The sequence below is a fragment of the Terrirubrum flagellatum genome, from assembly GCF_022059845.1.
Taxonomy (GTDB): domain Bacteria; phylum Pseudomonadota; class Alphaproteobacteria; order Rhizobiales; family Beijerinckiaceae; genus Terrirubrum; species Terrirubrum flagellatum.
The window spans coordinates 5,150,652-5,174,654 of the sequence record NZ_CP091851.1 but is presented as its reverse complement, the minus strand read 5'-3'; the positions used below and the strand labels follow the sequence as shown (position 1 = coordinate 5,174,654).

Here is a 24,003-nt window from a genome sequence, read left to right as displayed (position 1 = left end):
GCGATGGATCTGAGGCAGCTTCGCTATTTCGTCGCCGTCGCCGAAGAGCGGCACATCACGCGCGCGGCCGAACGGCTCGGCCTGCAGCAACCGCCGCTCAGCCAGCAGATCAAGACGATGGAGCAGGAGCTCGATGTCCAGCTCTTCCGCCGCAAGCCGCGCGGCGTCGAACTGACGGAAGCGGGCTCCGCCCTGTTCGGCGAAGCGCGCGCGCTGCTCGCGCACATGGAGCGCGCGCTCGATGTCGTCAGGCGCACGGCGCGGGGCGAACAGGGCCGGCTCAATATTGGCATCGCGCCGACGGCGTCTTTTCATCCGCTGGCGCCGAAATCAATCCGCGAATTCCGCGCCAGATTCCCGCTGGCATCGCTAACGTTGCAGGAGGGATTGAGCAACGAGATCGCGGAATGGTTGAGCGACGAGCGCATGGATGTCGCCTTCGTTCGCAATCGCTCGATGCGCGTCGACGGCGTCATCGTTCATCCCCTTGCCGAAGAGCCCATGATCGCGGCGCTGCCCGGCAATCACCCGGCCGCGCGCGGGCGAAGCGGATCGCTCGCCCTGAAAAGCCTGAGAGATGAATCCTTCGTGCTGATCGGCCCGCCCGGCACCGGGCTTCACGACGAAACCATCGTGGCGTGCCGGGAGGCCGGCTTCACGCCGCATATCGGCCAGCAGGCGCCGCGGATCACCTCCGCGCTCGGCCTCGTCGCCGCCGGCCTTGGCGTCGCGCTGGTTCCTCAATCGATGAAGACGGTGAAAATGACCGGCGTCATCTACCGGCCGCTGAGCGGTCCGGCGACGCCGAAGGCCTTTCTCGGTCTCGCTGCGCAGAAGAACAATCCGTCGGCGGTTCTTCGCAAATTCGTCGCATCGGTCAGGAGAATGGCGTCGGCGTGAGATCGCCGCCGGCGCGAGATTCACGCGCGCGATCGGGGAACCAAACCGTCGCGCGCCGGTTCAGGGATTATGCCCTCGTTCCGCGCGCGATCGCTCCTCTTACGGGCCCCCCTTCTTCTCATCGGCGTCGCGCTCGCCGCGCCGTCCGCGCTCGCCGGCGCGCGCATTTCGATCTCCTGCTCCTCCCTCGGCGTCGAGGCCGAACTCTGCCGCACCGGCGCGGAGGAATGGGCGAAGAAGACCGGCAACGAGGTCTCGCTCGTCGCGACGCCGCCGAACGCGGACGAGCGCTTCTCGCTCTATCTCACCCTGCTCGCCTCGCGCTCATCAGATGTCGATGTGCTGCAGATCGACGTGACATGGCCCGGCATGCTCGTCAGCCATCTCGTCGATCTCACGCCGCTGATTCCCGAGAATGAGCGCGCCGATCATCTGCCCGTGCTGATCGCCAACGACACCGTCGACGGCAAATTGATCGCGGCGCCGTTCTTCGTCGATGTCGGGCTGCTCTATTATCGCAAGGACCTGCTCGAGAGATACGGCAAGCCAGTCCCGAAGACATGGCGCGAGCTCACGGATGTCGCAACCGAGATTCTGAAAGCCGAGCGCGCCAAAGGATCAGGCGATCTTCAGGGCTTCGTCTTTCAAGGCAAGGCCTATGAGGGCCTCGCCTGCAATGCGCTGGAATGGATCGCGAGTTCTGACGGCGCGATCGTCGATGCGAAGGGCCGAGTCACGGCTGAGGCGCCGGAGAATATCGCTGCGCTCACGATGGCGAAGGCATGGATCGGGACGATCGCGCCGCGCGGCGTGCTCGGCTACGCTGAAGAAGAGACGCGCACGGCGTTCCAGTCGGGCAAGGCGATCTTCATGCGCAACTGGCCTTACGCATGGGCGCTCGGCAATGCGAAGGACAGTCCCGTCAGCGGCAGGATCGGCGTCACGGCGCTGCCGCGCGGCGACGGGCCGCGCGCGCGTTCGGCGACCACGCTGGGCGGCCAGCAGCTTGCGGTGTCGAAATATTCTGCGCATGTGAGGCAAGCGGCCGATCTCGTCCGCTATCTCACCGGCGCGGAGGAACAGAAACGCCGCGCGCTGAAAGGCTCGTTCAATCCGACGAGGGCCGCGCTCTATCGCGACCCCGAACTGATCGCATCCAATCCGCTCTATCAGGAGTTTCCCGCCATTCTCGACGGCGCGGTGGCGCGGCCCTCGACCGTCTCAGGCCGGCGCTACAACAAGGTCTCCTACGCCATCATCCAGGCGGTGCATGACGCGTTGAGCGGCGCCGGCTCGCCGGAAGACAATCTCGCCGCGCTTGGCGAGGAACTCAACAGGATCAGCCATGACGGCGCGTGGAACTAGCGCCATGCCGGGCGCAATGGCGCCGCGCGCGTCGGCGCCTGCGGCGCGTTATGAAAGCGCCGCCACGAAACCTTCCGCCTTCGAGGCGCAAGCGGCGCGCGCGAAGTGGTTGATGCTCGCGCCCTTGCTCGTCGTGCTTCTGCTTGTCGCGGGCTGGCCGCTGATCCGCACCATCTCCGAAAGCTTCACTGATGCGTATCTCTCCAGCCCCGATTCGAAATTCGTCGGCCTCGATAATTATGTCGCGCTGATGCAGGACCCGCGCTGGCGTCGCGCCGTTCTCAACACTCTCGCCTTCGCTCTGATTTCTGTCGCGCTCGAAACCATTCTCGGCGTCGCCATCGCGCTCGTGCTCAACGCCAATATGCCAGGGCGCGGCCTCACGCGCGCCGCCATGCTGATCCCATGGGCGATTCCGACTGTCGTCTCCGCCAAGATGTGGGCGTGGATGCTGAACGATCTCAACGGCGTCGTGAACATGATGCTGATGAAGATCGGTCTGATCGCACAGCCGATCGCCTGGCTCGCCGATCCCTGGCTTGCGATGGCGTCAGTCATCGCCGTTGATGTCTGGAAGGCGACGCCGTTCATGGCGCTGCTCGCGCTCGCGGCGCTCCAGACCATTCCCGACGAGGTCTATGAATCCGCGAAGCTCGACGGGGCGGGCGCCTGGACGATCTTTACGCGCATCACGCTGCCCTTGATCGCGGCGGCGCTCACCATCGCGGTGATCTTCCGCGCGCTCGACGCGCTGCGCATCTTCGACGTGATCTATGTCTTGACGGGAACGACGCGCGCCACATCAACCATGTCGATCTATGCGCGCCAGCAGCTCGTTGAATTCCAGGATGTCGGCTTCGGTTCGGCCGCCGCGACCTGCGTGTTCCTGATCATCGCGATCATCGTCGCGATTGTCGTGACGGTGCGGCGCGTCGATGTCGAGCCGCTGAGGAGCGCATCATGAGCGCGAAATCGCCCGCCCGCGCCGTCGGCTTTTATCTCCTCGTAGCAGCGATCATCCTCTACGCGACATTCCCGTTTCTCTGGGCGATCATCACCTCGCTGAAAGAGGGCAGCGCGATCGGCGCGGGCTTCTGGCCAACGAAGGTCACGCTGCAGAATTATCGCGAGCTGTTCTCCGAGCAGCCTTTCCTCGCGAATATCGTCAATTCGCTTGTTGTCGCGGCGGCGGTGAGTCTCGTCTCGATCGCGCTTGCGCTCATCGCGGCCTATCCGCTCTCGCGCCTGCGTTTCAAAGGACGGCGCGCCATGCTGCTCGCCATCCTCGGCGTCTCCATGTTTCCGCAGATCGCTGTGCTGGCGGGCCTGTTCGAGATCATCCGCGCGCTCGGGCTCTACAACAGCTTGAGCGGGCTCGTGCTCGCCAATCTCATCCTCGTGCTGCCCTTCGCCGCCTGGGTGCTGACGAATTTCATGCGCGACATCGCGGTCGAGCTTGAGGACGCCGCAATCGTCGATGGCGCGGGGCCGGTGCGCATCGCGCTCTCGGTGTTCGCGCCCTTGATGGCGCCGGCGATGGCGGCGGTCGGGCTGCTCACTTTCATCACCGCCTGGAACGAGTTCCTGTTCGCGCTGACTTTCACGCTGACGCCGGACAAGCGCACGGTGCCGGTCGCGATCGCGCTCATCACCGGCGCCACCGCCTATGAGACGCCGTGGGGACGCATCATGGCGGCCTCGGTCATCGTCACGCTGCCGCTGATCGCGCTGGTGCTGATCCTGCAACGGCGCATCGTGGCGGGGCTTTCCGCGGGGAGTGTGAAGGGGTGAACGCGGTACGCTAGCTCGACAAACGCATTCGATTGAGATCAAGTATTGCTGCAAGCAGCCGAACATCAACTTCAAATTGGTTTTCGTTCAAAGACATAATATACCTTGCCTTGGCTCTCTCTATGAATTTAAGCTCGTGCTGCTCCGCAGCGGAGAGCATGACGATATCTGCCTGCTGTACCAATGCCCGAATGCGATCTTTGCAAAGAATAACAAATCCTACCGACTGACATGTAACAGCGTGATGAACTAACAGAAGATCAATGTCTTTGTAGATGCCATTTTCATTTCGAAAGAACGACCCAAAGCCAAAAATTTGGACTGGTCGCATCACAACCAGCCCCGTTCCTTGAACAGCTTCACATCCGCTTCATCGAGATAGCTCCAAACATCTTTATGATGTAGAGACTTCATGAACTCCCCGATATTGAAAACGCCGACTTTCTCGCAATAACAGCGGTACTTGGCATCTGTCGTATATCCGCACCAATTTGAGTTGATGACAATGACGTCAAGGCGGCCAAGTTTATCAACTACTTCGACATATTCGGCGACGCCAAAGCTATAGCATTCACAAATGAAAACGCGCAGTTGTCCCCCTGCCTTACGACCAACTCTGTACAAACCGCTCCCTATCCGCTCGAGTGAAGACACTTTGCTGTGCCTACGAATTGCAGTTTCAAAGAAATCGAAATTTCCGTAGTACGAGGGCCAAGGAAACGTATCGCTATGCGCTGGCATCGACTAACTCGCGAATAAGTATCTCAAACTGTCGCGGAAATCTCACAACGCCCTCATAATTTACTTCATCCCGAACCCAAAGCTCATAGCTGCGCACATGTAAGGCAAATTCTGACAGAATAATCTGTTCGGTTGGTGAGAAAAGATGCTTGCTCGCATCTATGGTTTCCATCATCCGCCGATTGTTAGGCACGATGGTAGACATTCTTTCAAGCAACCAAACTGCGTGCGCTTCGCTAGCGGGATTCTTTCGAGCGACTTCGGAGTGAGGTCCAAATGCCTTGAACACAAGATGGTTCTCGTTCATGCTCGGGAAAACATAAGCTGCTACTTCACACTTATCGCGGAAAATATGTCGATCTAAGCGACCAATGACAAATGCTTCATGCGTGCTCTTCATGTCGTGAAGAGCTTCAACGCTAAATTTTGTTTCGTTCGCTTGTTTGTCAATAAGCGTGTGATGGTTGGGGCACAATAATATCAAATTATCATACGAGTTTCTCTCAGCATCAGTTTGCGATGCATCAAATCTATTCGCGCCTTTGCGCTCCCCTCTGATGTGTGCCATTTCTCCAAGAGTGTGGTTGGCAATTTTCTGACTTTGATCGGTGCATAATCGCAATCTGCAATCTCGAAATGAGCAACGGCCCGCTGCATTTGCCCAAAGTAATTTTACGTCTTTCGGAGGGATCGCCATCGCCAATATTGGGGTCGATTCGCATTTCTTAAAATTATGGGTTTAAACCACACAGATGCTTATAGCTGTCAATCTGGTTCCGGGCTGTTAGATTTGATTTCCCTCGCCGCCAATCTCCGCTAAACGCCCGGCCAGACCAGCCAATCAGGACACGCATCATGCTGCGGCAGCGCATTTCAGACGGGATCAAGGAAGCCATGAAGGCGGGCGACAAGGTTCGCCTCGGCGCGGTGCGGCTGATGCAATCCGAGCTCAAGAACAAGGATGTCGAGGTGCGCGGCGCCGGCAAGACCGAGGCGTCGGAAGAGGACATTCTCGGCGTGCTGCAGAAGATGATGAAGCAGCGCCAGGAGTCGCTCGCGATTTACGAGAAGGCCGGCCGCGCCGATCTCGCCGCCACCGAGAAGGCGGAGATGGAGGCGATTTCCTCCTTCCTGCCGAAGCAGATGAGCGACGCCGAAGTCGCCGACGCCATCAAGGCCGCCATCGCCGAAACCGGCGCTGCGTCGATGAAGGATATGGGCAAGGTGGTTGGCGCGCTGCGCGCGAAATATGCCGGCCAGATGGATTTCGGCAAGGCGAGCGGGTTGGTGAAAGCGGCGCTGTCGGGCTGACTTCGGAATTCTTGCTTTGGAAGTCAGTCGCGCCTACGGCGCGAACTCTTTCGCTGGGCCCCGGACGCCATTCCGTTCGGCTGACGCCTCACTGCATGGAACCGGCGACGGAGAGAGCTTCACCCCCGAAACATTGAAGCTGTCATCGTCCCCGGATTCATGAAACGAGCGTCAGCGAGTGGAATGAAGTCCGGGGCCCAGCGAAAGACTCGCGAAGCGGCGGTATAAAAGATTGCCCCAGAAAGGCGGCTAACCCAGATCGACCTGCACGATCTCCGGCGGCACGCCGAGCCTGACCGGCGCGAGGCCGGCGGACACCGTGCCGAGGCCGCCTGACACGATCAGGTGCCTGTCATTCTCGACCACATGGCCGTAGGCGTAGCGATTGCCATATTCCGACGGCACCACGGGCGACCAGCCGAACAGCCGGACCTGCCCGCCATGGGTGTGGCCTGAAAGCGTGAGCGACACGCGCTCCGGCATACGCGGGAAGATGTCGGGCTCATGCGCCATCATCACCACGGGCGCATCGTCTGTGATCTGCGCCATCGTTCCCGGGAGATCGTCGGCGCCGCGATAGACGCCGCCATAGCCAGCCTTGTGGCCGAGCTTGATCGCGAGCTGGTCGCCGAGGCCCGCGAGCCAGAAGGCCTTTCCGTCTTTCGTGAGACGGATCGCGCGGTTGTCGAGCAGCGACATCCCGAGCTCGGCGAAGAGGCGATGCGCCTCCGTCGGCCCCTTGCCGGCGCGCTGGGCCGCGCGGTCGTCCCACCATTCATGGTTGCCGAGAATGCCATGCACGCCGAGCGGCGCCTTGAGGCGGCTCAACTGCGTGATCACCTGGCGGAAGGAGAGGAACGCCCCCTGCGGCTCGACGCGCTGGGCGTAGTCGCCGAGCAGCAGAATAAGATCGGGCGAGAGCGATTGCGCCGTCTCCATCGCCTGTTCGATGCGCCGCACGCCCATATTGGGCTCGCGGCCATGGAGATCGGCGAGGATGGCGAGGCGAAGCTTGAGGCCGGGCGTCCAGCGTGGCGGCGTCAACGCGTAGCGCGCGACCTCGAGCCGCATGCGCGGCTCGACAACGACGGCATACGCGCCCGTGCCCGCGCCGCTCGCGGCCAGACCTGTCGCGGCGCCGATCAGGCCGCGGCGGGAGACGAGACGCGTCACGCTGACAAATCGTCAGTCGTAGAACTGGTCTTTGCGCAGCAGCGGCGGCAGGTCGCGCTTCGGCGCGGCCTCCTTCGGCTTCCGCTTCACCGCCGTCGCAGCGGCGACCGCGCGAATCCGGATCGCTCCAAACGATCCCTTCGGGATTTCGGCGCTCTGCTGCGGCGCAGTTTTCGCTTCCTTGCTCATGGTCCCCTTCTGTCAGCCCCGATTGGATAGGTGAACGTTGTTCCCTTGCTTTCGGGCCGGGCTTCGGCGCGGAAATGGAAAAATCAAGGCATTCGCCGCCCGGTTTCCGATTCCTTATTTGGCGCGGCCGAAATGAACGGAGCCTTAAGATTTACGCGCGCTCCCGCCTGCGTTCGGCGCGGCGCGGCGCGTGCGCTGCAACAAGGATCGAAAGCGACAGGGCGACGGCGAGGATGACGCCGCCGATCGGCGCCAGCCAGTACGAGCCGAGCTTCGCCAGCGCGAGGCCGCCGAGCGCCGCGCCAAAGGCCTGCCCGACATAGATCGCCGAGGTGTTGAGCGGCAGCGTCGCCTTGGCGAGATGCGGCGCCTCGAACATCAGCCAGGCCTGCGTCGCCCCGTTGATGGTGAAGGAGGCGACGCCCCACAGCCCGATCAGCGCCGCAGTGACGGCGAAGGAATTCTGCCCCGCAGGCCAGAGCAGGAACGCCGCCTGGGCGAGGAAGATCATGAGCTGCACCATCACAGGCGGTCCGAACCTGTCGATGAAACGGCTGGCGGCGAGCGTGCCGACAAGGCCGGCTGCGCCGCAGACGAAGAACATCAGGCTCACCATGCGCGCATCGGCGCCGATCTGATCGGCGAGCGCCGGCGCGATATAGGTGAAGAGCATGAACTGGCCGAGCGCCTGCAGCGCCGTCACCAGAATGATCGCGAAGAGGCGCGGCGAGCGCATGAGCTCCTTCCAGGCCACGCCATCGATCGGCGCGCCGCGCAAGCCGCGCGGCGCCCATGCGAGCACGGCGATCGCCGCTATGAGCGCCAGCGCGCTCACGCCTTCCAGCGTCGCGCGCCAGCCGAATGATCCCGCCGCCAGCGCGCCCAGCGGAATGCCGATCACCGCCGCTGCGGTGAAGCCGGCGAAGACGAAGCCCATCGCCTGACCGCGCTTGTCAGCCGGTACGATCATCGCCGCGGTCGCCGCCGCGACCGGCGTCGTCACCGACGCGCAGAGGCCGGCGAGAACGCGCGCGCCGATGAGCCATTCGAGATCGGGCGCGAAGGCCGCAACCGCGTTGGCGACCGCGAGCAGCAGCAGCGCCGCAAACAGCAGGAAGCGGCGATCGAGACGGCTGGTCGGGCCAGCAAGCAGCGGCCCTCCGAACGCCACCGCGATCGCATAGGCGGTAAGCGCCTGGCCTGTCGCAGCCTCCGTGCGCTCGAGATCGAGCGCCATGCCAGGCAGCATGCCGGCGAGAACGAGCGACCCGGTGCCGACGGCGAGATTGCCCGCGGCGAGGCTCCAGAGCGCCGCTGTGGTCCCGCCCTGCGACATCGGCGCGGCTCAGTTGATTTCGACCACCAGCCGTCCGCGGATTTTACCGTCGAGAATATCGGCGCCCGCCGCGATCACATCCTTCAGCGCGATCGTTTTCGTCATCGTTGCGAGTTTCTTGAGATCGAGATCGCTGACGAGACGACGCCAGGCTTCGAGACGACGCTCCTTCGGCGCCGTCACCGAATTCACCCCAAGCAGCGCGACGCCGCGCAGGATGAAGGGCGCGACCGACGATGGAAGATCCATGCCCTGCGCGAGACCGCAGGCGGCGACGGCGCCTTCCGATTTCGTCATCGCCAGCGCATTCGCCAGCGTGTGCGAGCCGACAGAATCAACGCAGGCGGCCCAGCGCTCCTTGCCGAGAGGACGCGCAGGCCCGGACAATTCCGCGCGATCGATAATCTCAGACGCGCCGAGAGCTTTCAGATAATCCGCTTCCTGCGCGCGTCCTGTCGATGCGATCACATGCCAGCCGAGCTTTGCGAGTATGGCGATAGCGGTTGAACCGACTCCGCCTGCGGCGCCAGTGACAAGCACGGGACCATCCGCGGGCTTCACGCCATGACGTTCGAGCGCCAGCGTGCAGAGCATCGCGGTGTAGCCGGCCGTGCCGATCGCCATCGCTTGCGCCGGCGACAATTCCTTCGGCAGCGGCACGAGCCAGTCGCCCTTCACGCGCGCTTTTTCGGCATAGGCGCCGAGATGGGTTTCGCCGACGCCCCAGCCATTGAGCACGACGGCGTCGCCGGGCTTCCAGTCAGGATGCGAGGAGCTTTCGACAACGCCCGCGAAATCAATGCCGGGAATCATGGGAAAGCGGCGCACCACAGGCGAGCGGCCTGTCAACGCAAGCCCATCCTTGTAGTTCACCGTGGAATGGCTGACGCGCACGGTGACGTCGCCATCCATGAGATCGGCTTCATCGAACGTCTTCAAGGAAGCTGAAGAACCCTTGTCGGCTTTTTCTATAACGACCGCAGCAAAACTTGACATCACAAGCTCTCTCACCAGTTGACGCTACTGTCCTTTGAAGCGCGGACAAAGCAAGACCTCACGATTCGTCAACCGCGGAAAAATCCACATGCTCAGGGCTGTTGCTTCAATTGTTTGCTAAAAATGCAACCAGACATACTGATTCCGCATATGAGCGATCGGCGACGCCTGTTTTGAGATCAGCCGATGCTCTCTTCAAAAGCCTGACGCAAAGCCGCCCGCGCCTCCGGCGTCGAAGGTCGGATATTCCCGTTGAAGACGTGGCCGTGCTCGCCCATCAGATCGAGCAGGAAGAGACTGACATAGAGCCTGAAGAGACGATCGTCTGGCAGCTCAGCGCGCTGCAGCCAAGCGCTGACATAATCGAGCGGCCCGCCATATGCCTTCAATACAGCCCATGTGAGAGCCGCGGGATAGCGCGGATCGCCGAAGCAGAGATCATCGACATCGACGACGCCGGAGAATTCGCCTTCAGGCGTGACGATCACGTTCTTGGTCGTCGTGTCGTGCAGAAAAGGCGTCGGCGCGACATGATCGATATCGCTGCGGAGAGCCGACATCTCGGCCTGCGCGACATCAATAAGCGCGACGTCGAAAAGACCGGCGGATACGATGCGCCGTCGCGAGCGCGCGAGATGCGCGGCGAGCGCATCAAACCATGTCGCATGCGGCGCCTGCTCCGGTCTGACCGCGTAGCCGAAGCGCCCTGTCGAAGCAGTCTTCGCAGCAATCGCCTGGGTCTGCGCGACCCTGCCCGCGATCGCTTCGCATTGCGCCTGCGACAGGCCCGAAATGACGGCGCCAAGATCTGTTCCCGGCAGCCGCTCCAGCAGCAGCCACGGATATTCAGCTCTGACATCCTCCGCCAATATCCGCGGCAGCGGGACGCCAAGCGGCCGCAGCAGGCCGGAGAGATAGAGCGCGCCCTCCATCTCGGCGCGCGCTGAGGGGACGCCAAGCCGCGCAACAACGGGCGCGTGATCGGCGAATTCGACCTCGAACACGTAATGCCGCGCGCCTGTCATGAAGCGCCGGACGGCGATTGGCGCGCGCCCGATCACGCTCTCGGCGATGCCGGCGGCAAGCTTCGCATCAGGCGGATTGGGCGGCGACATCGCTCCCGCCTTTATCGCCGGCGCGCTTTCGGATCGAGGGGCGTCTACGCGTGCTAATGGGCCCGGCGGGCGCCACGCCCTTGACGCGCCTTCCGGTCAGCGATATTAAACCTACAAGTTAATTAACTCGCTGGTTCCCTCAATGTCGACTGACCGCCTGAGCATGACGCTGTCCGCCCTCGCCGACCCGACGCGTCGCGCGATTCTGGCGCGGTTGTCGCTCGGCGAGACCTCGGTGACGGAGCTCGCCGCGCCCTTCGATATGAGCCTGCCGGCCGTTTCCAAGCATCTCAAGGTGCTGGAGCGCGCCGGCCTGATCGCCCGCGGACGCGAGGCGCAATGGCGCCCGTGCAAGCTGGAGGCCGGTCCGCTGCGCGAGGTCGATAGCTGGCTCGAACGTTATCGCCGCTTCTGGGAGCAGAGCTTCGATCGGCTCGAGGATTATCTCACCGAACTGAAGGCGCAGGAGAAAAAGGGCGACGAGACATGATCTCGCTTTCGCCTTCCTGAAAATCAAAACTGATCGCCGTTCGACGGAAGGCGGCTTCGCGTCGCCTGTTTCGTCGCGTCCAATTCACGATGAGCCCTGGGAGAATGTCATGCAGGTCAACGCCTATCTCGCTTTCGACGGAAACTGCGAGGAAGCTTTCAAATTCTACGAGAAGACATTTGGCGGCAAAATCGAGATGATGATGCGTTACAAGGACGCGCCGCCGGAGCAGCCGGTTTCGCCGGAGTCGCGCGAGAGAATCATGCATACGCGCATGACGATCGGCGACACCTTGCTGATGGCGTCGGACGCGCCGCTGCACATGTTCAAGAAACCACAGGGCATCATGGTTTCGCTGCAGATCCCAGATCCCAACGAGGCGGATCGCGTTTTCGCCGCGCTCGCTGAAGGCGGAGAGACCTCCATGCCGATCCAGAAGACCTTCTGGGCCGAGCGTTTCGGCATGTGCACAGATCGCTTCGGCATTCCGTGGATGGTCAACTGTGAGGCCAAGTAGGGCTGAGCAAGGCGCCGCGGCGCTTACCCTGCGCCGCGGCGACATCCTCTCTTCGCATATCGGGAATAATCAGGAGGAACATCATGTCGCTTGCGATCGATCACGCGCCTGACGCGACCGCCTCGAACGCCGCGCTCTGGACCGGGCGCGTGATGAGCGGGCTCGTCATCGCCTTTCTGCTGTTCGACAGCGTTCTCAAACTCATCCCGATCGCAGCCGCGCCCGAAATCATGGAGCAGCTCGGCTATGGTTCGAGCGTCACGCTGATCCGCGGCCTCGGCGTGCTGACGCTCGCCATCGCGCTGCTCTACGCATGGCCGCGCACCTCGGTTCTCGGCGCGATCCTGCTGACCGGACTTCTCGGCGGCGCGATGGCGACGCATCTGCGCGTCGGCAGCCCGGTCTTCACGCATTTTCTGTTTGGACTTTATCTCGGGCTTCTCGCCTGGGGCGGCCTCTATTTGCGCGATCCGCGCCTGCGTGCGCTGATGCCGTTGCAGGGCTAGAGTCGGTCACGCAATCGCAGACATAACTCCGGGGAAATCGAACCGTGACCACCGTTCTTCTCATCATCGTCGCCGTCATCGCCGCGCTTCTCATTTATGCGGCGACGCGCCCCAACGATTTCCGCATCGAGCGCGCAGCGACGATCGAAGCGCCGCCGGAAGCGATCTTCCCGCTGATCGCCGATTTCCATCAGTGGCGGCAATGGTCGCCATGGGAGAACCGGGACCCCGCGCTGAAACGCACCTATTCCGGCGCGCCGAATGGCAAGGGCGCGATCTACGCGTGGGAAGGAAACAAGAATGTCGGCTCGGGCCGCATGGAGATCCTCGATGCGCCGGCGCCGCAGAAGATCACCATCAAGCTTGATTTCCTCAAGCCGTTCGAAGCGCACAACACCGCCGAATTCACGCTGCAGCCGCAGGGAGCTTCGACGCGCGTCTCCTGGGCGATGACGGGCGCGAAGCCCTACATGATGAAGCTGATGGGCGTGTTCATGAATATGGACGAGATGGTCGGCAAGGATTTCGTCGCCGGCCTGACAAATCTCAGGCAGGCCGCGGAGAAATGAAAGCGCGCATTTTCGTTTCTCTGCGTGGAGCAGGCGCATGAGCTTCTTCAGGGAGCCGCACGCGAAAGACGCTGGCGGCGAACTCCTCATCTTCCGCAATTTCGCCGCGCCGCGCGACGTCGTGTTCCGCGCCTGGACCGATCCGGTTGAGGTCGCGCGTTGGTGGGGACCGCGCGATTATCCCGCGCGCGAGATGACGATGGATGTGCGCGTCGGCGGCGTCTGGCGCGGTTGCCTGCGCTCCGTCGCGGACGGGCGCAATCTCTGGCATGGCGGCGTGTTCAAGGAAATCACGCCGCCGGAAAGACTCGCTTTCACCTTCCGCTGGGAGGAGGAAGGCGAGCGCGGACTGGAGACGCTCGTCGACATCACTTTCAAGGAAAATGGCGACGGCACGCGCATGATCTTTCGGCAGACGCCGTTCCAGTCGGTCGAGGAGCGCGAGGGCCATCGCGGCGGCTGGTCGAGCGCGTTCGATCGCTTCGACGAGTTTGTCGCGCCGCCCGCCGCTTGAATTCAGTTCACGTCATGGCCGGAACAAGTCCGGCCATGACGGCCCTGTTCTGAGACATATAATCAAGCCGCCTTCGTCACGCGGCCGCCGGCGCGGCGCGCTCCACCGCCTTCTCGCGGATCGGCAGATTGATCGCAGCCGAGGCAAAGCCGAGCGCGACCGACAGCCACCAGACGATGTCGTAGCTCCTAAACTGCTCATAGAGCACGCCGCCAAGCCAGGCGCCGAAGAAGCCGCCCACCTGATGCGAGAAGAAGGCGAAGCCGTAGAGCATCGTCATGTAGCGCACGCCGAACATCAGCGCGACGAGACCCGATGTCGGCGGCACCGTCGACAGCCAGAGCAGACCCATCGACAGGCCGAACACGATCGCGCTCGTCGTCGTCACCGGCGTCAGCATGAAGCCGATGATGGCGACCGATCGCAGCGCATAGATGATGGCGAGCATGTAGCGCCGGGGACAGCGCGTCATCAGCCAGCCCGAGGCGAGCGAGCCCATGATGTTGGTCAGGCCGATGGCGCCGAGCGCGACGCCGCCGACCCAGGGATCAAGCCCGCGATCGACGAGGAATTGCGGCAGATGCCCCGTGATGAAGGCGAGCTGGAAGCCGCAGGTGAAGAAGCCCAGCACCAGCATCACATAGGAAGGCTGCGCGAAGGCTTCGGAGAGCGCGCCGCCAAGCGATTGCGGCCCGTCAGCCGCCGCGACGCGCGCGCCGGGAGGCGCGGGCGCCGTCCACAGGGCGAAGGCCAGCGGAATGATCAGGATCGTCGTCAGCGCCAGCACATAGAGCGTCGGCTTCCAGCCGATGGCGTTGACCAGCATTGGCGCGAAAGGCGAGCAGACGAACTGGCCGAACGAGCCAGCGGCGGTGCCAAGGCCAAGGCCGAGCCCACGCTTCTCCGGCGGCAGCAATTTCGCGAAGGCGCCGAGCACCACGTTGAACGAACAGCCGGCGAGCGCAAAGCCGATCAGCACGCCGCCGGTGATGTGCATGAGGATCGGGTCGCTCGACACGGTCATCAGCGCGAGGCCTGCCATATAGAGAACCGCGCCGCCGATCAGCACGCGCGTCGTGCCGAAGCGATCGGCGATGGCGCCGGCGAAAGGCTGGCCGATGCCCCAGAAAAGCTGCTGAAGCGCGAAGGTCAGCGCGAAAACGCTGCGGCTCCAGCCGAATTCGTTGGAGATGGGCTGGAGGAAGAATCCGAAAACCGAACGCGGGCCAAAGCCGATGAAGCTGATGGCCGCGCCGGCGAGCGCGATGATGAGAGGCGTGCGCCAGGACGGCGCAGCGGAGATGGTGGCTGTGCTCATGGGGAGACGAAGTCCTGCGAAGTTGCAGGAATGGTAACTCGCCTCAGGGATCAGCAGCAGTCACAAATGCTGATGGACCTATCACGCTCGTGCATGGATCGAACCCACGCGAAAACGGTGACGCCGACCGCGGGCGGACAACCGCGGTCGGCGCATCCCGTCGACATCCGCTCTTGCGAGCCTCCCGTCGCCGGAACCTGAATCTTTTAGTAGCCGCGGCCGATGGGCCTCCATTCGGCGCCGCCCGGACTGACCAGCACGGTGCGCTGGCGCGTGGCGTATTCGGCCGGGATCGTCTCGTAGGAGACCGACGGCGGCCGCACCATCACATGCTGCGCGCGCATCGCGGTCACCGCCGGGACGCGCTCATAGAGGGTGGCGGCGGGGCGCACGACGACAGAGCGGGTGCGCGTCGCATATTCCGGCGGCGTCACTTCCCAGCAGCCGATCTCGCGGCCGTAATAGTCACGGCGCACGACCCAGCGCTTGCCGCCGGGCGACACCATCACCGTCTCGGCGACGCTGGCGTATTCAGCAGGAACGTATCGGGCGACGGTATGCTCCGGCGCGATCGTCACGGGGCGCGGCACCACCGCGAATTCGGCCGGCGTGCGGTGAACGACGTGACGCGGCGGCGCGACCATCACCTGCTCGGCGACCGAACCATAAACCGGCGGCGTCGCGACCTTCTCGAAGCACTGGCCGACGCAGCGTTCGCCGGCGTCGACGCGGCCGACGCCGGCCGCGAGCGCCGCGGCAGCGCAGCTCGCCATCACAAAAGTCCGCCCGAAGCTCATCATCTGCTCCATCCCGGTGCGAGGCGATCAACGCCGTCGCTGTTGCCGGGAGGTAACGCCTTGAAATGCTGGAAGGCAATGGGATTGCGGGAAATAGTATAGTTAAATCAATAGTTTGGTTACTCCAGATTCGGAGCGTTTTCGTGCCGGAATGAAGCGGAGGTTAACGGTGTTCGATGCGAATTGCGCCGAAACGGGACAATGGCGCGCGAAAACACGCCAGAAACAGCGTTCACCATTTTGCGAGGGATCGTTCTTCCAGTTGTCATGGCCGGACTTGGTCCGGCCATCCACGACGAGCTGGTTCCTCTCAACAAAGACGCGGATGCCTGCGACAAGCGCGGGCATGACGAAAAAACCGGGACTGTCAGAGAGCGACGAGCCGCTAAAATGGATTCGCAGAAGCCGGCGCCAACCGGCCGCCTCGCTGGTATTTCTCAAGGAACGGACGGAGTCGCGCCCAACGGCCATAAAGTGGTTGGAGGAGTCGTAGGCCGTCCCAAACTCCAATCACATTGTATTCATGTCTTGGAGTATGCGCGCTTCGCTCCCAAACGCGGCAATTGGTAGCGATCGGATGACCTAACTTCTCGACATCTCCATTGAGCTTCGCAAAGGCGTCGACAATCTGCTCCCGCACCTGCTCTGGTAAGGCAGCACTCTTGTTGCCTAAAGAGGCGAGCACCTTTTTCATAATTTCCGAAACTGTCAGAAAGCGAGCGTATCCCAACGGATAGCCTGGAGTGTTGAAATTCTTTAGCCGCGCGTCAGCAAATAAAATGGAGATAAACGCGCCTGCAATATATTGCGCACGAAAACGATGCGCCGTCTCTTCAGCAATGCATTCGTCCAAGCCTTTCGATGCTACCAAAGGAAAAAGAATATGCTCAAAAACATCGTAAACTGCCGTCGTACCGCTACTATCTGCGTCCATCTCAAGTGTACGCAAAGTGAGATCACGGTCTTCTGTGTCTTTCGCAAAGCAAGCGAAATCTTCGGACCGAATGAAGTCCATATGTCCGTGCGCAATATGAGCCCGCTCATGCCCAACAATAAACAATAAAGCAGATTGATAAACCGCGCGAGTGCGTCCTTCGAGCGCAGTAGCTCCTATTGGATTCTGTAAAAAGTATTTTAGAATATTTAAGAGGGGTATCCCTAAAAGATTGGCGTGCTCGGCCAACGCACCTCCGCCGTCCAAGAACTCTGCCAGAGGCGACAGCGATTGAATTCTTAAGCAAAAGCTGAGAAACGAATAAAAGGAATCTCCATCAACGAGAATCACAAATTTCTTCGACGGAAGCAGAACTGTTTCAAATGGCTTGTGTGAAGAAACGATCGCATAGTAGACATCGCCATTGATAGGCAAACAACTGTTTGTCAACATCATTGCGCTACCGACTTCTCTTACAACCGCATACCAGTCGTCAATTACTTCTCGCTCACAGAAAATCCATTTCCCGATGCGGTTTCGTGTCGCAACAACTTCTTCGATAACCTCGTCAGGCGCGTAAAATGACATTCGAATTGCGACTCGAGACCACAACAACCCGATTCTAAAATACATGATATGGCATCGCCTGCGCTAGGCGGCGGCGGCGAAAACCAAAAGATCGCTATTTGTTACGTCTGCCCCGGCCGCAGCCGATAAAAGACATGCTGACCGATCGTATCCATCCGCTTCAGGCTGCGCGCCCAATAGGGCCGGACATAACGCGCGTGATAGTGGGTCGAGCCGCCCACTTCATCATTGTAGCTGCTGCCATCGAGCACCGCCTGCGCGATGCGCTGCGCCGCGCGCCAGGGTTCCGGCTCGGTGATGCGCAGCGACCTGCCCTCGCAGGCGAAGGTGAACTGGCAGCCGAGATAGCGCTCGCGGTTCTGATAGACGACGCCGCAGACGCTCTGGGGATAGAGCCCGCTCTTCACGCGATTGAGCACCACCTGCGCCACCGCCGCCTGCCCCTCCTCCGGCTCGCTGCGCGCCTCGAAATAGACCGCTTCGGACAGGCATTTCAGTTCGCGCCCCATCGCGGCGGGCTGCACGAGACCTGAATAGCGTTGCGCCGCGTCGCTGCGCGCGACGGCGGTGACGCCGCCTTGCCCCGGGAGCCACACGGGCGCCGCGGCGATTGCAAGCGGCATGGCGCCAGCCGCCGCAGGCGTCGCTGAGGCAAGCGCAATCTCGCGCGAGGTTGAAGGCGTCGCGCCCGAGCGGCCTTCGCTGGTCGTTTGCGCAGGTGTTGACGAGGCCGCCTCCGGCGATGTCTCGATGCCGGGACGCGCGGGCGCCTGCGGCTGCATCTGGCCCGGCGAAAATCGTTCGATCGCGACAAGATTCTCGCGCAGCGACAAGGTCGCGGGCTGAACGCGGAATTCGCCGAAGACGAGATTGTCCTCATCGATCGAAAAGATCGCCCGCGCGAAATCCTGATGCAACGGCGCAGGGATGGCGCGGCTGAGACTCGGTCGCAGCGACAGAATCGGATCACCCTTCAGCCTGCGATCGACGACGGGAAAATCATGCGCGTCCGGCTTCATCTCGAAGCTCGGCGCAAGCTCGTCGACGAGGCGCGAGGAGCGCGGCAGATTGCCGATGGTTTCGGCGCGCGAGGCGATCGGCCAGTCCGACGTCAGGCTCGCGAGGCGGATAGCGCCTGTCATGACAGGCTCAGCGTTGTCAGCCGCAATCTCTCTGGGAGTGAGCGGCTTCTTCCAGCCGATCAGCGTTACGCCGACAGGCGCATAGCCAGCGCTCGCCGTGAACGTCGCCAGGAGCCCGCCGGCGAGGGCCCAGGGTGCGATGGTCGCACAGATCCAGTGAACTCGCCGACGCGACTGACGCATACGCAACGCCACGCAAAGCTTCGCCCGGACGACGATGAAACACGTCGCCATCCGCTGCGAAGAACGCCACGGGGATACGGCGCAAGATCGCCATGTCGACGGTACGCGAGACCAGGTTCCGTCGATCGGCGAGCGAATGCGTCGCATTCGTTCGATCGTGGTTATCGACCATTAGGGTTGCGCGACCGTAAACATCAGGAAACATGAGGCGCGTCATCGCAGGACGCGAAGCAAGCTTTCGTTAAGCCGCATTGCGCACAGCGCTCGGGAGATTTGCGATCAAGAAATCCACGTATCGCTATCGGTAATTGATGGCGCCGAGATAGGAATCGAGCGCGTCATTGAACCGCGACGCGCGCTCGAAATAGACGGAGTGTCCCGCATCCTCGACGCGCGCGAAACGCGCATTGGCGACGCTGCGCGACACCGCCTCGACGCCACATGGCGGAATGACGATATCCTCGCCGCCGGTGATGAACATGAGATGCGCGGGAATCTGATCGAGATCGGACGGCGGCCGCGCGCGCATCGCGTGCAGCTTCCGCATGATCGCCGGCTTGTCGAGGCCTGCGTTCATGCGATCGATCTCTTTGTAGAGTTCATGCAGCGCCGGATTTTCGCTCGCCATGCGGCGGCCGCAGGCGGGATGCACGGATTCCGCCTGTCCCGCAGCAATTTCCGCATCGGCGAAAGCGCGCCATTCAGCGACGGCACCGAGTTTCATGTGCGGCGCCTGCTCGAAATCGATGCTGCCGGTGGTGCAGGCGAAGACGATGCCAGCGACGCGATCGGGATATTTCAATCCGAACTCGACGGCGCTCCACCCGCCCATGGATTGCGCGATGATCACCGCGCGCGGGATTGCGAGATGATCGAGAAGCGCCGCGAGATCGTCGGCGTAGTCGTATGGATCGGGGCCGCCTGATATCGACGACGACGGCGCAAAGCCGCGATGCGAGAAGGTCACGCAGCGAAAATGCGGCTTGTAATGCGCGATCTGCTGCCACCAGGAGAGGTGATTGCCGCCGAGTCCATGCGCGAAGATCAGCGCGGCGCCGACGCCATTGTCCTCATAGGCGAGAGAACCGAACGGCCGCGCAACGGAGCCTGATATCGCCATGATGATCCTCGCGCATAAAAATTACATGCGGGCGGCCAGCATGGCGGCGGCGAAGCTTGCGATCAAGGCGGCGAAGCGGGCGTCGGCCTCCGTTCCCGGAACGGTGAAGCGGAACGAAGTGGAGCGGAACCGTATCCGGGATCCAGCGAAAGACTCCTGCGCCGAAGGCGCAGCCTCAATTTTACTTCGAGGAGCTCGCTTCGCTCGCGAATCTTGCGCTGGACCCCGGTCTCCATTCCGCTCGGCTGAAGCCTCGCTTCATGGAACCGGGGACGAGGAGCAAAGCACAGCGCGCCAGCCCCTCACCGCCCGCCATTGATGTCCATGATCAGGCAGGTCTCGGTGCCGTGCGCGAGCAGCTTGCCATTCGCATCGACAAGGCGCGCTTCAGACGTCCCGATGCGGCCGCCGACCTGGATGACTTTCCCCTCGCAGCGCACGAGGCCCATGCCCGGCAGGATGGGACGATCGAAATTCACCTTCATCTCGACCGAGGTGTAGATCTGGCCGGGCTTCAGCATCGTATGCACCGCGCAGGCGAGCGCTGAATCGAGCAAAGTCGCCGCCCAGCCGCCATGGATCGTGCCAAGCGGATTGAAATGCTCCGGCAAGGGTTCGCCGACGAACACGGCGCGGCCTTCATCGGCTTCGGCGAGCCAGAAATTCAGCGTCTTCGAGATCGGCGGGCGCGGCAGTTCGCCGGCGATCATGCGGCGGAACAGCTCAAGCCCGTGCGCGCCGGCCATCTCCTCACGCGTGAGCGGCCGCGGCGGGTGAAGTTCTGTCGGACGCTCCATAAATCCCCCCTGGCGACTTAAAAGACGACGCCGCGATTTTCCCCCGTCATGGCCGGACTTGTCGCCGCAAGTCGGATTTATCCGACTTGCGTTTTCAGTCTTCCGGAACTCGGGCTTGCCCGAGTTCCACTCGCCATCCACGTCTTGCTTGCAATTGAAAAAGACGTGGATCCCCGGGACAAGCCCGGGGATGACAGCTTACCCCTGACTTTCGCAAATCGGATCACGCGTCCTTCTCTTTGAGCTTCCCGAGCGCCGCCTGCGCCGCCGAGAGCCGCGCGATCGGCGCGCGATAAGGCGAGCAGGAGACGTAGTCGAGGCCGGCGCTTTCGCAGAACACGATGCTGGCGGGATCGCCGCCATGCTCGCCGCAGATGCCGAGCTTGATCTTCGGTCGCGTCGCCTGTCCGCCCTTGACCGCAAGCTTCACCAGAGCGCCGACGCCCTCCTGATCGATGGTCACGAAGGGATCGGCGGGAATGATGCCCTTCGCCGTGTAGGGGCCGAGGAACGACGCCGCATCGTCGCGCGAGATGCCAAGCGTCGTCTGCGTGAGATCATTGGTGCCGAAAGAGAAGAATTCGGCGCTTTGTGCGATCTCGCCAGCCATCAGGCAGGCGCGCGGCAATTCGATCATGGTGCCGACTTGATACTCGACCTTGGCGCCGGTCTCCTTCGCAACGGCCGCCGCCATGGCGTCGATGCGATCCTTGACGAGATCGAATTCGGGCTTGGTCATCACCAGCGGCACCATCACTTCAGGGACGACGGGCTCGCCGGTCTTCTTCGCGGCTTCGACAGCCGCCTCGAAAATGGCGCGCGCCTGCATTTCCGCGATTTCAGGGTAAGCGATGGCGAGCCGGCAGCCGCGGAAGCCGAGCATCGGATTGAATTCGTGCAGCTCATGCGCGCGCGCCTTCAATTTCTCCGGCGACGCGCCCATCGCCTTCGACACTTCCGCGATCTCGGCGTCGGTGTGCGGCAGGAATTCATGCAGCGGCGGATCAAGCAGGCGGATCGTCACCGGCAGCCCATGCATGATCTCGAACAGCTTGGCGAAATCCGAACGCTGCATCGGCAGCAGCTTCGCAAGCGCGGCGCGACGACCCTTCTCGTCGTCGGAGAGAATCATCTCGCGCACCGCGACAATGCGGTCGCCCTCGAAGAACATATGCTCGGTGCGGCAGAGACCGATGCCTTCCGCGCCGAACTTGCGCGCCGTTGCCGCGTCGAGCGGCGTGTCGGCGTTGGCGCGCACCTTCATGCGCCGCGCGCCGTCGGCCCACTCCATCAGTTGCGCGAATTCGCCAGAGAGTTCCGGCTCCTGCATCGGCGCTTCGCCAAGCAGCACCTGGCCGGTGCCGCCATCGATGGTGATGGCGTCGCCCTTGTTCAGCGTCTTGCCCATCGCGGTGAGCGTCTGCTTGGCGTAGTCGACGCGGATCGATCCGGCGCCGGAGACGCAGGGCTTGCCCATGCCGCGCGCGACCACCGCCGCATGCGAGGTCATGCCGCCGCGCGTCGTCAGAATCCCTTCCGCCGCATGCATGCCGTGAATGTCTTCCGGCGACGTCTCGACGCGCACGAGGATCACCTTCCGGCCCTGCTTCTTCGCCTCTTCCGCCTCGTCGGATGAGAACACGATCGCGCCGGCCGCGGCGCCGGGCGAAGCGGGAAGACCCGTCGCGATGATGGTGCGCGGCGCCTTGGGATCGATGGTCGGATGGAGAAGCTGGTCGAGCGACGCAGGCTCGATGCGTTGCACCGCTTCGGCGCGCGAGATCAGACCTTCGCTTGCGAGATCGACCGCGATGCGCAGCGCCGCCTTGGTGGTGCGCTTGCCGTTGCGCGTCTGCAGCATCCAGAGCTTGCCGCTTTCGACGGTGAACTCCATGTCCTGCATGTCGCGATAATGCTTTTCGAGCGCGCCATAGATGCGCACGAGCTCGGCGTAGGCCTCGGGCATCGCCTTTTCCATCGACGGCTTGTCGGAGCCCGCTGCGATCTTCGCCGCTTCGGTGATGTCCTGCGGCGTGCGGATGCCGGCGACGACGTCCTCGCCCTGCGCATTGATCAGGAATTCGCCATAGAGCTCCTTCGCGCCGGTGGAGGGATTGCGCGTGAAGGCGACGCCGGTCGCCGACGTTTCGCCGAGATTGCCGAACACCATGGCCTGCACATTGACGGCCGTGCCCCAGCTCGCGGGAATATCGTTGAGCTCGCGATATTTGATCGCGCGCGCATTCATCCAGGAGCCGAACACGGCGCCGATCGCGCCCCACAGCTGCTCCTTCGGATCCTGCGGAAAATCCTTGCCGAGCTCGCGCTTCACCGCCGCCTTGTATTTGACGATGAGCTGCGCCCAGTCGTCGGCGGTGAGATCGGTGTCGAGCTGGTAGTTCTTCCGCTCCTTGTGCTCTTCGAGAATGTCCTCGAAGTGATGGTGCCCGACTTCGAGCACGACATCGGAATACATCGTGATGAAGCGGCGATAGGAATCGAGCGCGAAACGGCGATCGCCCGCCTGTTTCGCCAGCGCTTCCACGGTCTCGTCGTTGAGGCCGAGATTGAGCACCGTATCCATCATGCCGGGCATCGACGCGCGCGCGCCCGAACGCACGGAGACGAGCAATGGATTCGCAGCGTCGCCGAACACGCGGCCAGTCAGCTTGCCGACATGAGCGAGCGCGGTCTCGACCTGTCCTTTCAGCTCTTCGGGATAGGTCCGCTCATGGGCGTAATAGTGGGTGCAGACGTCGGTGGAGATCGTGAAGCCCGGCGGCACCGGCAGGCCGAGATTGGACATCTCCGCGAGATTGGCGCCCTTGCCGCCGAGCAGGTTCTTCATCCCGGCGTCGCCTTCGGCCTTGCCGTCGCCAAAGGTGTAGACCCACTTCGCCATCATCCGGTCTCCCGTCGCCTTCGCGGTTGCGAAATCGCGCCGCTTCCTGCCGCGATCCGGCGGGGATTGCAAACCGGCGGCGTGCTGGCGGGAAAGCCCCGGCGGCCCCGGAGGGTTCCTGCTATCCCCTCGCCTCCGGCGAGCCACGACGAACAAATAGGATTATAGTCTTGACAGCGTGACGCTGCCTGTGCTAGAAGCTGGCACGCTCGCGAATCGCGTCTGGCCGGCCCCGGCCCAATAAGGTCCCCATGCCGGCCCCGGCCCTCGTCTCCCAATTCATCTCGTTCTTTGGCGTCAGCATCATCGCGACGCTCGTTCATTACGCCGTCCTGATCGGCCTCGTGGAAGCAGCGAAAACGCCCGCGGTCCCGGCGGCGCTGGCCGGCTACTGCGTCGGCGGCATTGTCTCCTACTGGCTCAACCGCGTCAGGACCTTCCGCAGCGACAGGCCGCATTTCGAGGCCGGCTGGCGCTTCGTCGTCGTCATGGCGGTTGGATTCGGCCTGACGCTCGCGCTCATGACCCTGTTCGTGGAGCAGCTCGGCGCGCCCTATCTGCCGGCGCAGATCGTCACCACCATCCTCGTCATGGGCTGGAACTTCGTCGCCCATAAATGGTGGACCTTCGGCGCCTGATTTGCTGCTCGCCAATCCGTGTAGCGGCAACCGGACTTCGCCCTGTTGGCGATCCCCATTTTCGCTACATT

The 24,003-nt window shown here is 62.6% G+C and carries 26 protein-coding genes; 11 read left to right on the top strand and 15 right to left on the bottom strand.

Features of this window, described 5'->3' with window-relative positions:
* Positions 1-3: 3 nt before the first annotated feature.
* The 4 genes from L8F45_RS25200 to L8F45_RS25185 all read left to right on the top strand — a co-directional run bounded on the left by L8F45_RS25200 (position 4) and on the right by L8F45_RS25185 (position 4,056).
* Positions 4-900 carry a LysR family transcriptional regulator gene (locus L8F45_RS25200; protein ID WP_342360580.1) on the top strand — a complete coding sequence of 299 codons (897 nt, stop codon included), beginning with the start codon at positions 4-6 and terminating at the stop codon, positions 898-900.
* Between the two features lie 69 nt (positions 901-969).
* On the top strand, positions 970-2,265 hold the full coding sequence (locus L8F45_RS25195) for an ABC transporter substrate-binding protein (protein WP_342360579.1): 1,296 nt from the start codon (positions 970-972) through the stop codon (positions 2,263-2,265).
* 4 nt (positions 2,266-2,269) lie between these two features.
* Positions 2,270-3,229, top strand: a complete 960-nt coding sequence (locus L8F45_RS25190; RefSeq protein ID WP_425329962.1) for a carbohydrate ABC transporter permease — start codon at positions 2,270-2,272, stop codon at positions 3,227-3,229.
* Positions 3,226-4,056 (top strand): carbohydrate ABC transporter permease, encoded by an 831-nt coding sequence (locus tag L8F45_RS25185; RefSeq protein WP_342360577.1) that lies wholly within the window; start codon positions 3,226-3,228, stop codon positions 4,054-4,056. The genes L8F45_RS25190 and L8F45_RS25185 overlap by 4 nt, the downstream gene beginning before the upstream one ends.
* 10 nt (positions 4,057-4,066) lie before the next feature.
* Here L8F45_RS25185 and L8F45_RS25180 read toward each other — a convergent pair whose 3' ends face one another.
* The 3 genes from L8F45_RS25180 to L8F45_RS25170 are packed head-to-tail and all read right to left on the bottom strand — an operon-like array spanning position 4,067 to position 5,494.
* Positions 4,067-4,387, bottom strand: a complete 321-nt coding sequence (locus L8F45_RS25180) for a hypothetical protein (protein ID WP_342360576.1) — start codon at positions 4,385-4,387, stop codon at positions 4,067-4,069.
* The gene (locus tag L8F45_RS25175) at positions 4,387-4,797 is read right to left on the bottom strand and encodes a hypothetical protein (protein ID WP_342360575.1); all 411 of its coding nucleotides are present in this window, start codon (positions 4,795-4,797) and stop codon (positions 4,387-4,389) included. The genes L8F45_RS25180 and L8F45_RS25175 overlap by 1 nt, the downstream gene beginning before the upstream one ends.
* A complete protein-coding gene (locus L8F45_RS25170; protein WP_342360574.1) occupies positions 4,784-5,494 on the bottom strand; it encodes an HNH endonuclease in 711 nt (236 codons plus the stop codon). Before L8F45_RS25170 ends, L8F45_RS25175 begins: the two co-directional genes overlap by 14 nt.
* A 158-nt stretch (positions 5,495-5,652) precedes the next feature.
* On the opposite strand from L8F45_RS25170, the gene L8F45_RS25165 reads away from it, so the two are divergent.
* Positions 5,653-6,108: a GatB/YqeY domain-containing protein gene (locus L8F45_RS25165; RefSeq protein WP_342360573.1), complete on the top strand. Its 456-nt coding sequence runs from the start codon at positions 5,653-5,655 to the stop codon at positions 6,106-6,108.
* 249 nt (positions 6,109-6,357) lie between these two features.
* Here L8F45_RS25165 and L8F45_RS25160 read toward each other — a convergent pair whose 3' ends face one another.
* From L8F45_RS25160 to L8F45_RS25140, 5 genes are all read right to left on the bottom strand, one after another.
* Complete coding sequence (locus L8F45_RS25160) at positions 6,358-7,281, bottom strand: metallophosphoesterase (protein ID WP_425329961.1); 924 nt, start codon at positions 7,279-7,281, stop codon at positions 6,358-6,360.
* A gap of 12 nt (positions 7,282-7,293) precedes the next feature.
* Positions 7,294-7,470, bottom strand: a complete 177-nt coding sequence (locus L8F45_RS25155) for a hypothetical protein (RefSeq protein WP_342360572.1) — start codon at positions 7,468-7,470, stop codon at positions 7,294-7,296.
* Between the two features lie 151 nt (positions 7,471-7,621).
* Entirely contained in the window at positions 7,622-8,806 is a 1,185-nt protein-coding gene (locus L8F45_RS25150; protein WP_342360571.1) for an MFS transporter, read from the bottom strand.
* A 9-nt stretch (positions 8,807-8,815) separates the two neighbouring features.
* Positions 8,816-9,802 (bottom strand): acrylyl-CoA reductase (NADPH), encoded by a 987-nt coding sequence (gene acuI / locus L8F45_RS25145; RefSeq protein ID WP_342360570.1) that lies wholly within the window; start codon positions 9,800-9,802, stop codon positions 8,816-8,818.
* Between the two features lie 179 nt (positions 9,803-9,981).
* Positions 9,982-10,917 carry an aminoglycoside phosphotransferase family protein gene (locus L8F45_RS25140; protein ID WP_342360569.1) on the bottom strand — a complete coding sequence of 312 codons (936 nt, stop codon included), beginning with the start codon at positions 10,915-10,917 and terminating at the stop codon, positions 9,982-9,984.
* Between the two features lie 142 nt (positions 10,918-11,059).
* Between L8F45_RS25140 and L8F45_RS25135 the strand changes: the two genes are divergently transcribed.
* From L8F45_RS25135 to L8F45_RS25115, 5 genes are all read left to right on the top strand, one after another.
* Positions 11,060-11,407, top strand: coding sequence for an ArsR/SmtB family transcription factor (locus tag L8F45_RS25135; RefSeq protein ID WP_342360568.1), 348 nt, complete (start codon positions 11,060-11,062; stop codon positions 11,405-11,407).
* 109 nt (positions 11,408-11,516) lie between these two features.
* Positions 11,517-11,924 (top strand): VOC family protein, encoded by a 408-nt coding sequence (locus tag L8F45_RS25130; RefSeq protein WP_342360567.1) that lies wholly within the window; start codon positions 11,517-11,519, stop codon positions 11,922-11,924.
* 83 nt (positions 11,925-12,007) lie between these two features.
* Entirely contained in the window at positions 12,008-12,430 is a 423-nt protein-coding gene (locus tag L8F45_RS25125) for a DoxX family protein (RefSeq protein WP_342360566.1), read from the top strand.
* 44 nt (positions 12,431-12,474) lie between these two features.
* On the top strand, positions 12,475-12,999 hold the full coding sequence (locus L8F45_RS25120) for an SRPBCC family protein (RefSeq protein ID WP_342360565.1): 525 nt from the start codon (positions 12,475-12,477) through the stop codon (positions 12,997-12,999).
* Positions 13,000-13,036: 37 nt separating this feature from the next.
* Positions 13,037-13,513, top strand: coding sequence for an SRPBCC family protein (locus L8F45_RS25115; RefSeq protein ID WP_342360564.1), 477 nt, complete (start codon positions 13,037-13,039; stop codon positions 13,511-13,513).
* 76 nt (positions 13,514-13,589) lie between these two features.
* Here the strand turns inward: L8F45_RS25115 and L8F45_RS25110 are convergent, their stop codons facing one another.
* From L8F45_RS25110 to ppdK, 7 genes are all read right to left on the bottom strand, one after another.
* Positions 13,590-14,831 carry an MFS transporter gene (locus tag L8F45_RS25110; RefSeq protein ID WP_342360563.1) on the bottom strand — a complete coding sequence of 414 codons (1,242 nt, stop codon included), beginning with the start codon at positions 14,829-14,831 and terminating at the stop codon, positions 13,590-13,592.
* Positions 14,832-15,037: 206 nt separating this feature from the next.
* Positions 15,038-15,604 (bottom strand): hypothetical protein, encoded by a 567-nt coding sequence (locus tag L8F45_RS25105; protein ID WP_342360562.1) that lies wholly within the window; start codon positions 15,602-15,604, stop codon positions 15,038-15,040.
* Positions 15,605-16,013: 409 nt separating this feature from the next.
* Complete coding sequence (locus L8F45_RS25100; protein WP_342360561.1) at positions 16,014-17,150, bottom strand: hypothetical protein; 1,137 nt, start codon at positions 17,148-17,150, stop codon at positions 16,014-16,016.
* 101 nt (positions 17,151-17,251) lie between these two features.
* Positions 17,252-18,487: a cell wall hydrolase gene (locus tag L8F45_RS25095; RefSeq protein WP_342360560.1), complete on the bottom strand. Its 1,236-nt coding sequence runs from the start codon at positions 18,485-18,487 to the stop codon at positions 17,252-17,254.
* Positions 18,488-18,773: 286 nt separating this feature from the next.
* Entirely contained in the window at positions 18,774-19,595 is an 822-nt protein-coding gene (locus tag L8F45_RS25090) for an alpha/beta fold hydrolase (RefSeq protein ID WP_342360559.1), read from the bottom strand.
* A 302-nt stretch (positions 19,596-19,897) separates the two neighbouring features.
* Entirely contained in the window at positions 19,898-20,392 is a 495-nt protein-coding gene (locus tag L8F45_RS25085; RefSeq protein ID WP_342360558.1) for a PaaI family thioesterase, read from the bottom strand.
* A gap of 223 nt (positions 20,393-20,615) precedes the next feature.
* A complete protein-coding gene (gene ppdK, locus L8F45_RS25080) occupies positions 20,616-23,294 on the bottom strand; it encodes a pyruvate, phosphate dikinase (protein WP_342363565.1) in 2,679 nt (892 codons plus the stop codon).
* A 251-nt stretch (positions 23,295-23,545) separates the two neighbouring features.
* On the opposite strand from ppdK, the gene L8F45_RS25075 reads away from it, so the two are divergent.
* On the top strand, positions 23,546-23,932 hold the full coding sequence (locus L8F45_RS25075) for a GtrA family protein (protein WP_342360557.1): 387 nt from the start codon (positions 23,546-23,548) through the stop codon (positions 23,930-23,932).
* Positions 23,933-24,003: the final 71 nt, after the last annotated feature.

Coding starts and splice junctions, on each gene's coding strand:
- L8F45_RS25125 (WP_342360566.1), top strand. CDS start 12,008: ATGTCGCTTGCGATCGATCACGCGCCTGACGCGACCGCCTCGAACGCC.
- L8F45_RS25195 (WP_342360579.1), top strand. CDS start 970: ATGCCCTCGTTCCGCGCGCGATCGCTCCTCTTACGGGCCCCCCTTCTT.
- L8F45_RS25140 (WP_342360569.1), bottom strand. CDS start 10,917: ATGTCGCCGCCCAATCCGCCTGATGCGAAGCTTGCCGCCGGCATCGCC.
- L8F45_RS25130 (WP_342360567.1), top strand. CDS start 11,517: ATGCAGGTCAACGCCTATCTCGCTTTCGACGGAAACTGCGAGGAAGCT.
- L8F45_RS25100 (WP_342360561.1), bottom strand. CDS start 17,150: ATGTCATTTTACGCGCCTGACGAGGTTATCGAAGAAGTTGTTGCGACA.
- L8F45_RS25165 (WP_342360573.1), top strand. CDS start 5,653: ATGCTGCGGCAGCGCATTTCAGACGGGATCAAGGAAGCCATGAAGGCG.
- acuI (WP_342360570.1), bottom strand. CDS start 9,802: ATGTCAAGTTTTGCTGCGGTCGTTATAGAAAAAGCCGACAAGGGTTCT.
- L8F45_RS25090 (WP_342360559.1), bottom strand. CDS start 19,595: ATGGCGATATCAGGCTCCGTTGCGCGGCCGTTCGGTTCTCTCGCCTAT.
- L8F45_RS25075 (WP_342360557.1), top strand. CDS start 23,546: ATGCCGGCCCCGGCCCTCGTCTCCCAATTCATCTCGTTCTTTGGCGTC.
- L8F45_RS25155 (WP_342360572.1), bottom strand. CDS start 7,470: ATGAGCAAGGAAGCGAAAACTGCGCCGCAGCAGAGCGCCGAAATCCCG.
- L8F45_RS25180 (WP_342360576.1), bottom strand. CDS start 4,387: ATGCGACCAGTCCAAATTTTTGGCTTTGGGTCGTTCTTTCGAAATGAA.
- L8F45_RS25200 (WP_342360580.1), top strand. CDS start 4: ATGGATCTGAGGCAGCTTCGCTATTTCGTCGCCGTCGCCGAAGAGCGG.
- ppdK (WP_342363565.1), bottom strand. CDS start 23,294: ATGGCGAAGTGGGTCTACACCTTTGGCGACGGCAAGGCCGAAGGCGAC.
- L8F45_RS25185 (WP_342360577.1), top strand. CDS start 3,226: ATGAGCGCGAAATCGCCCGCCCGCGCCGTCGGCTTTTATCTCCTCGTA.
- L8F45_RS25190 (WP_425329962.1), top strand. CDS start 2,270: ATGCCGGGCGCAATGGCGCCGCGCGCGTCGGCGCCTGCGGCGCGTTAT.
- L8F45_RS25135 (WP_342360568.1), top strand. CDS start 11,060: ATGTCGACTGACCGCCTGAGCATGACGCTGTCCGCCCTCGCCGACCCG.
- L8F45_RS25105 (WP_342360562.1), bottom strand. CDS start 15,604: ATGGCGAGCTGCGCTGCCGCGGCGCTCGCGGCCGGCGTCGGCCGCGTC.
- L8F45_RS25170 (WP_342360574.1), bottom strand. CDS start 5,494: ATGGCGATCCCTCCGAAAGACGTAAAATTACTTTGGGCAAATGCAGCG.
- L8F45_RS25175 (WP_342360575.1), bottom strand. CDS start 4,797: ATGCCAGCGCATAGCGATACGTTTCCTTGGCCCTCGTACTACGGAAAT.
- L8F45_RS25110 (WP_342360563.1), bottom strand. CDS start 14,831: ATGAGCACAGCCACCATCTCCGCTGCGCCGTCCTGGCGCACGCCTCTC.
- L8F45_RS25150 (WP_342360571.1), bottom strand. CDS start 8,806: ATGTCGCAGGGCGGGACCACAGCGGCGCTCTGGAGCCTCGCCGCGGGC.
- L8F45_RS25085 (WP_342360558.1), bottom strand. CDS start 20,392: ATGGAGCGTCCGACAGAACTTCACCCGCCGCGGCCGCTCACGCGTGAG.
- L8F45_RS25115 (WP_342360564.1), top strand. CDS start 13,037: ATGAGCTTCTTCAGGGAGCCGCACGCGAAAGACGCTGGCGGCGAACTC.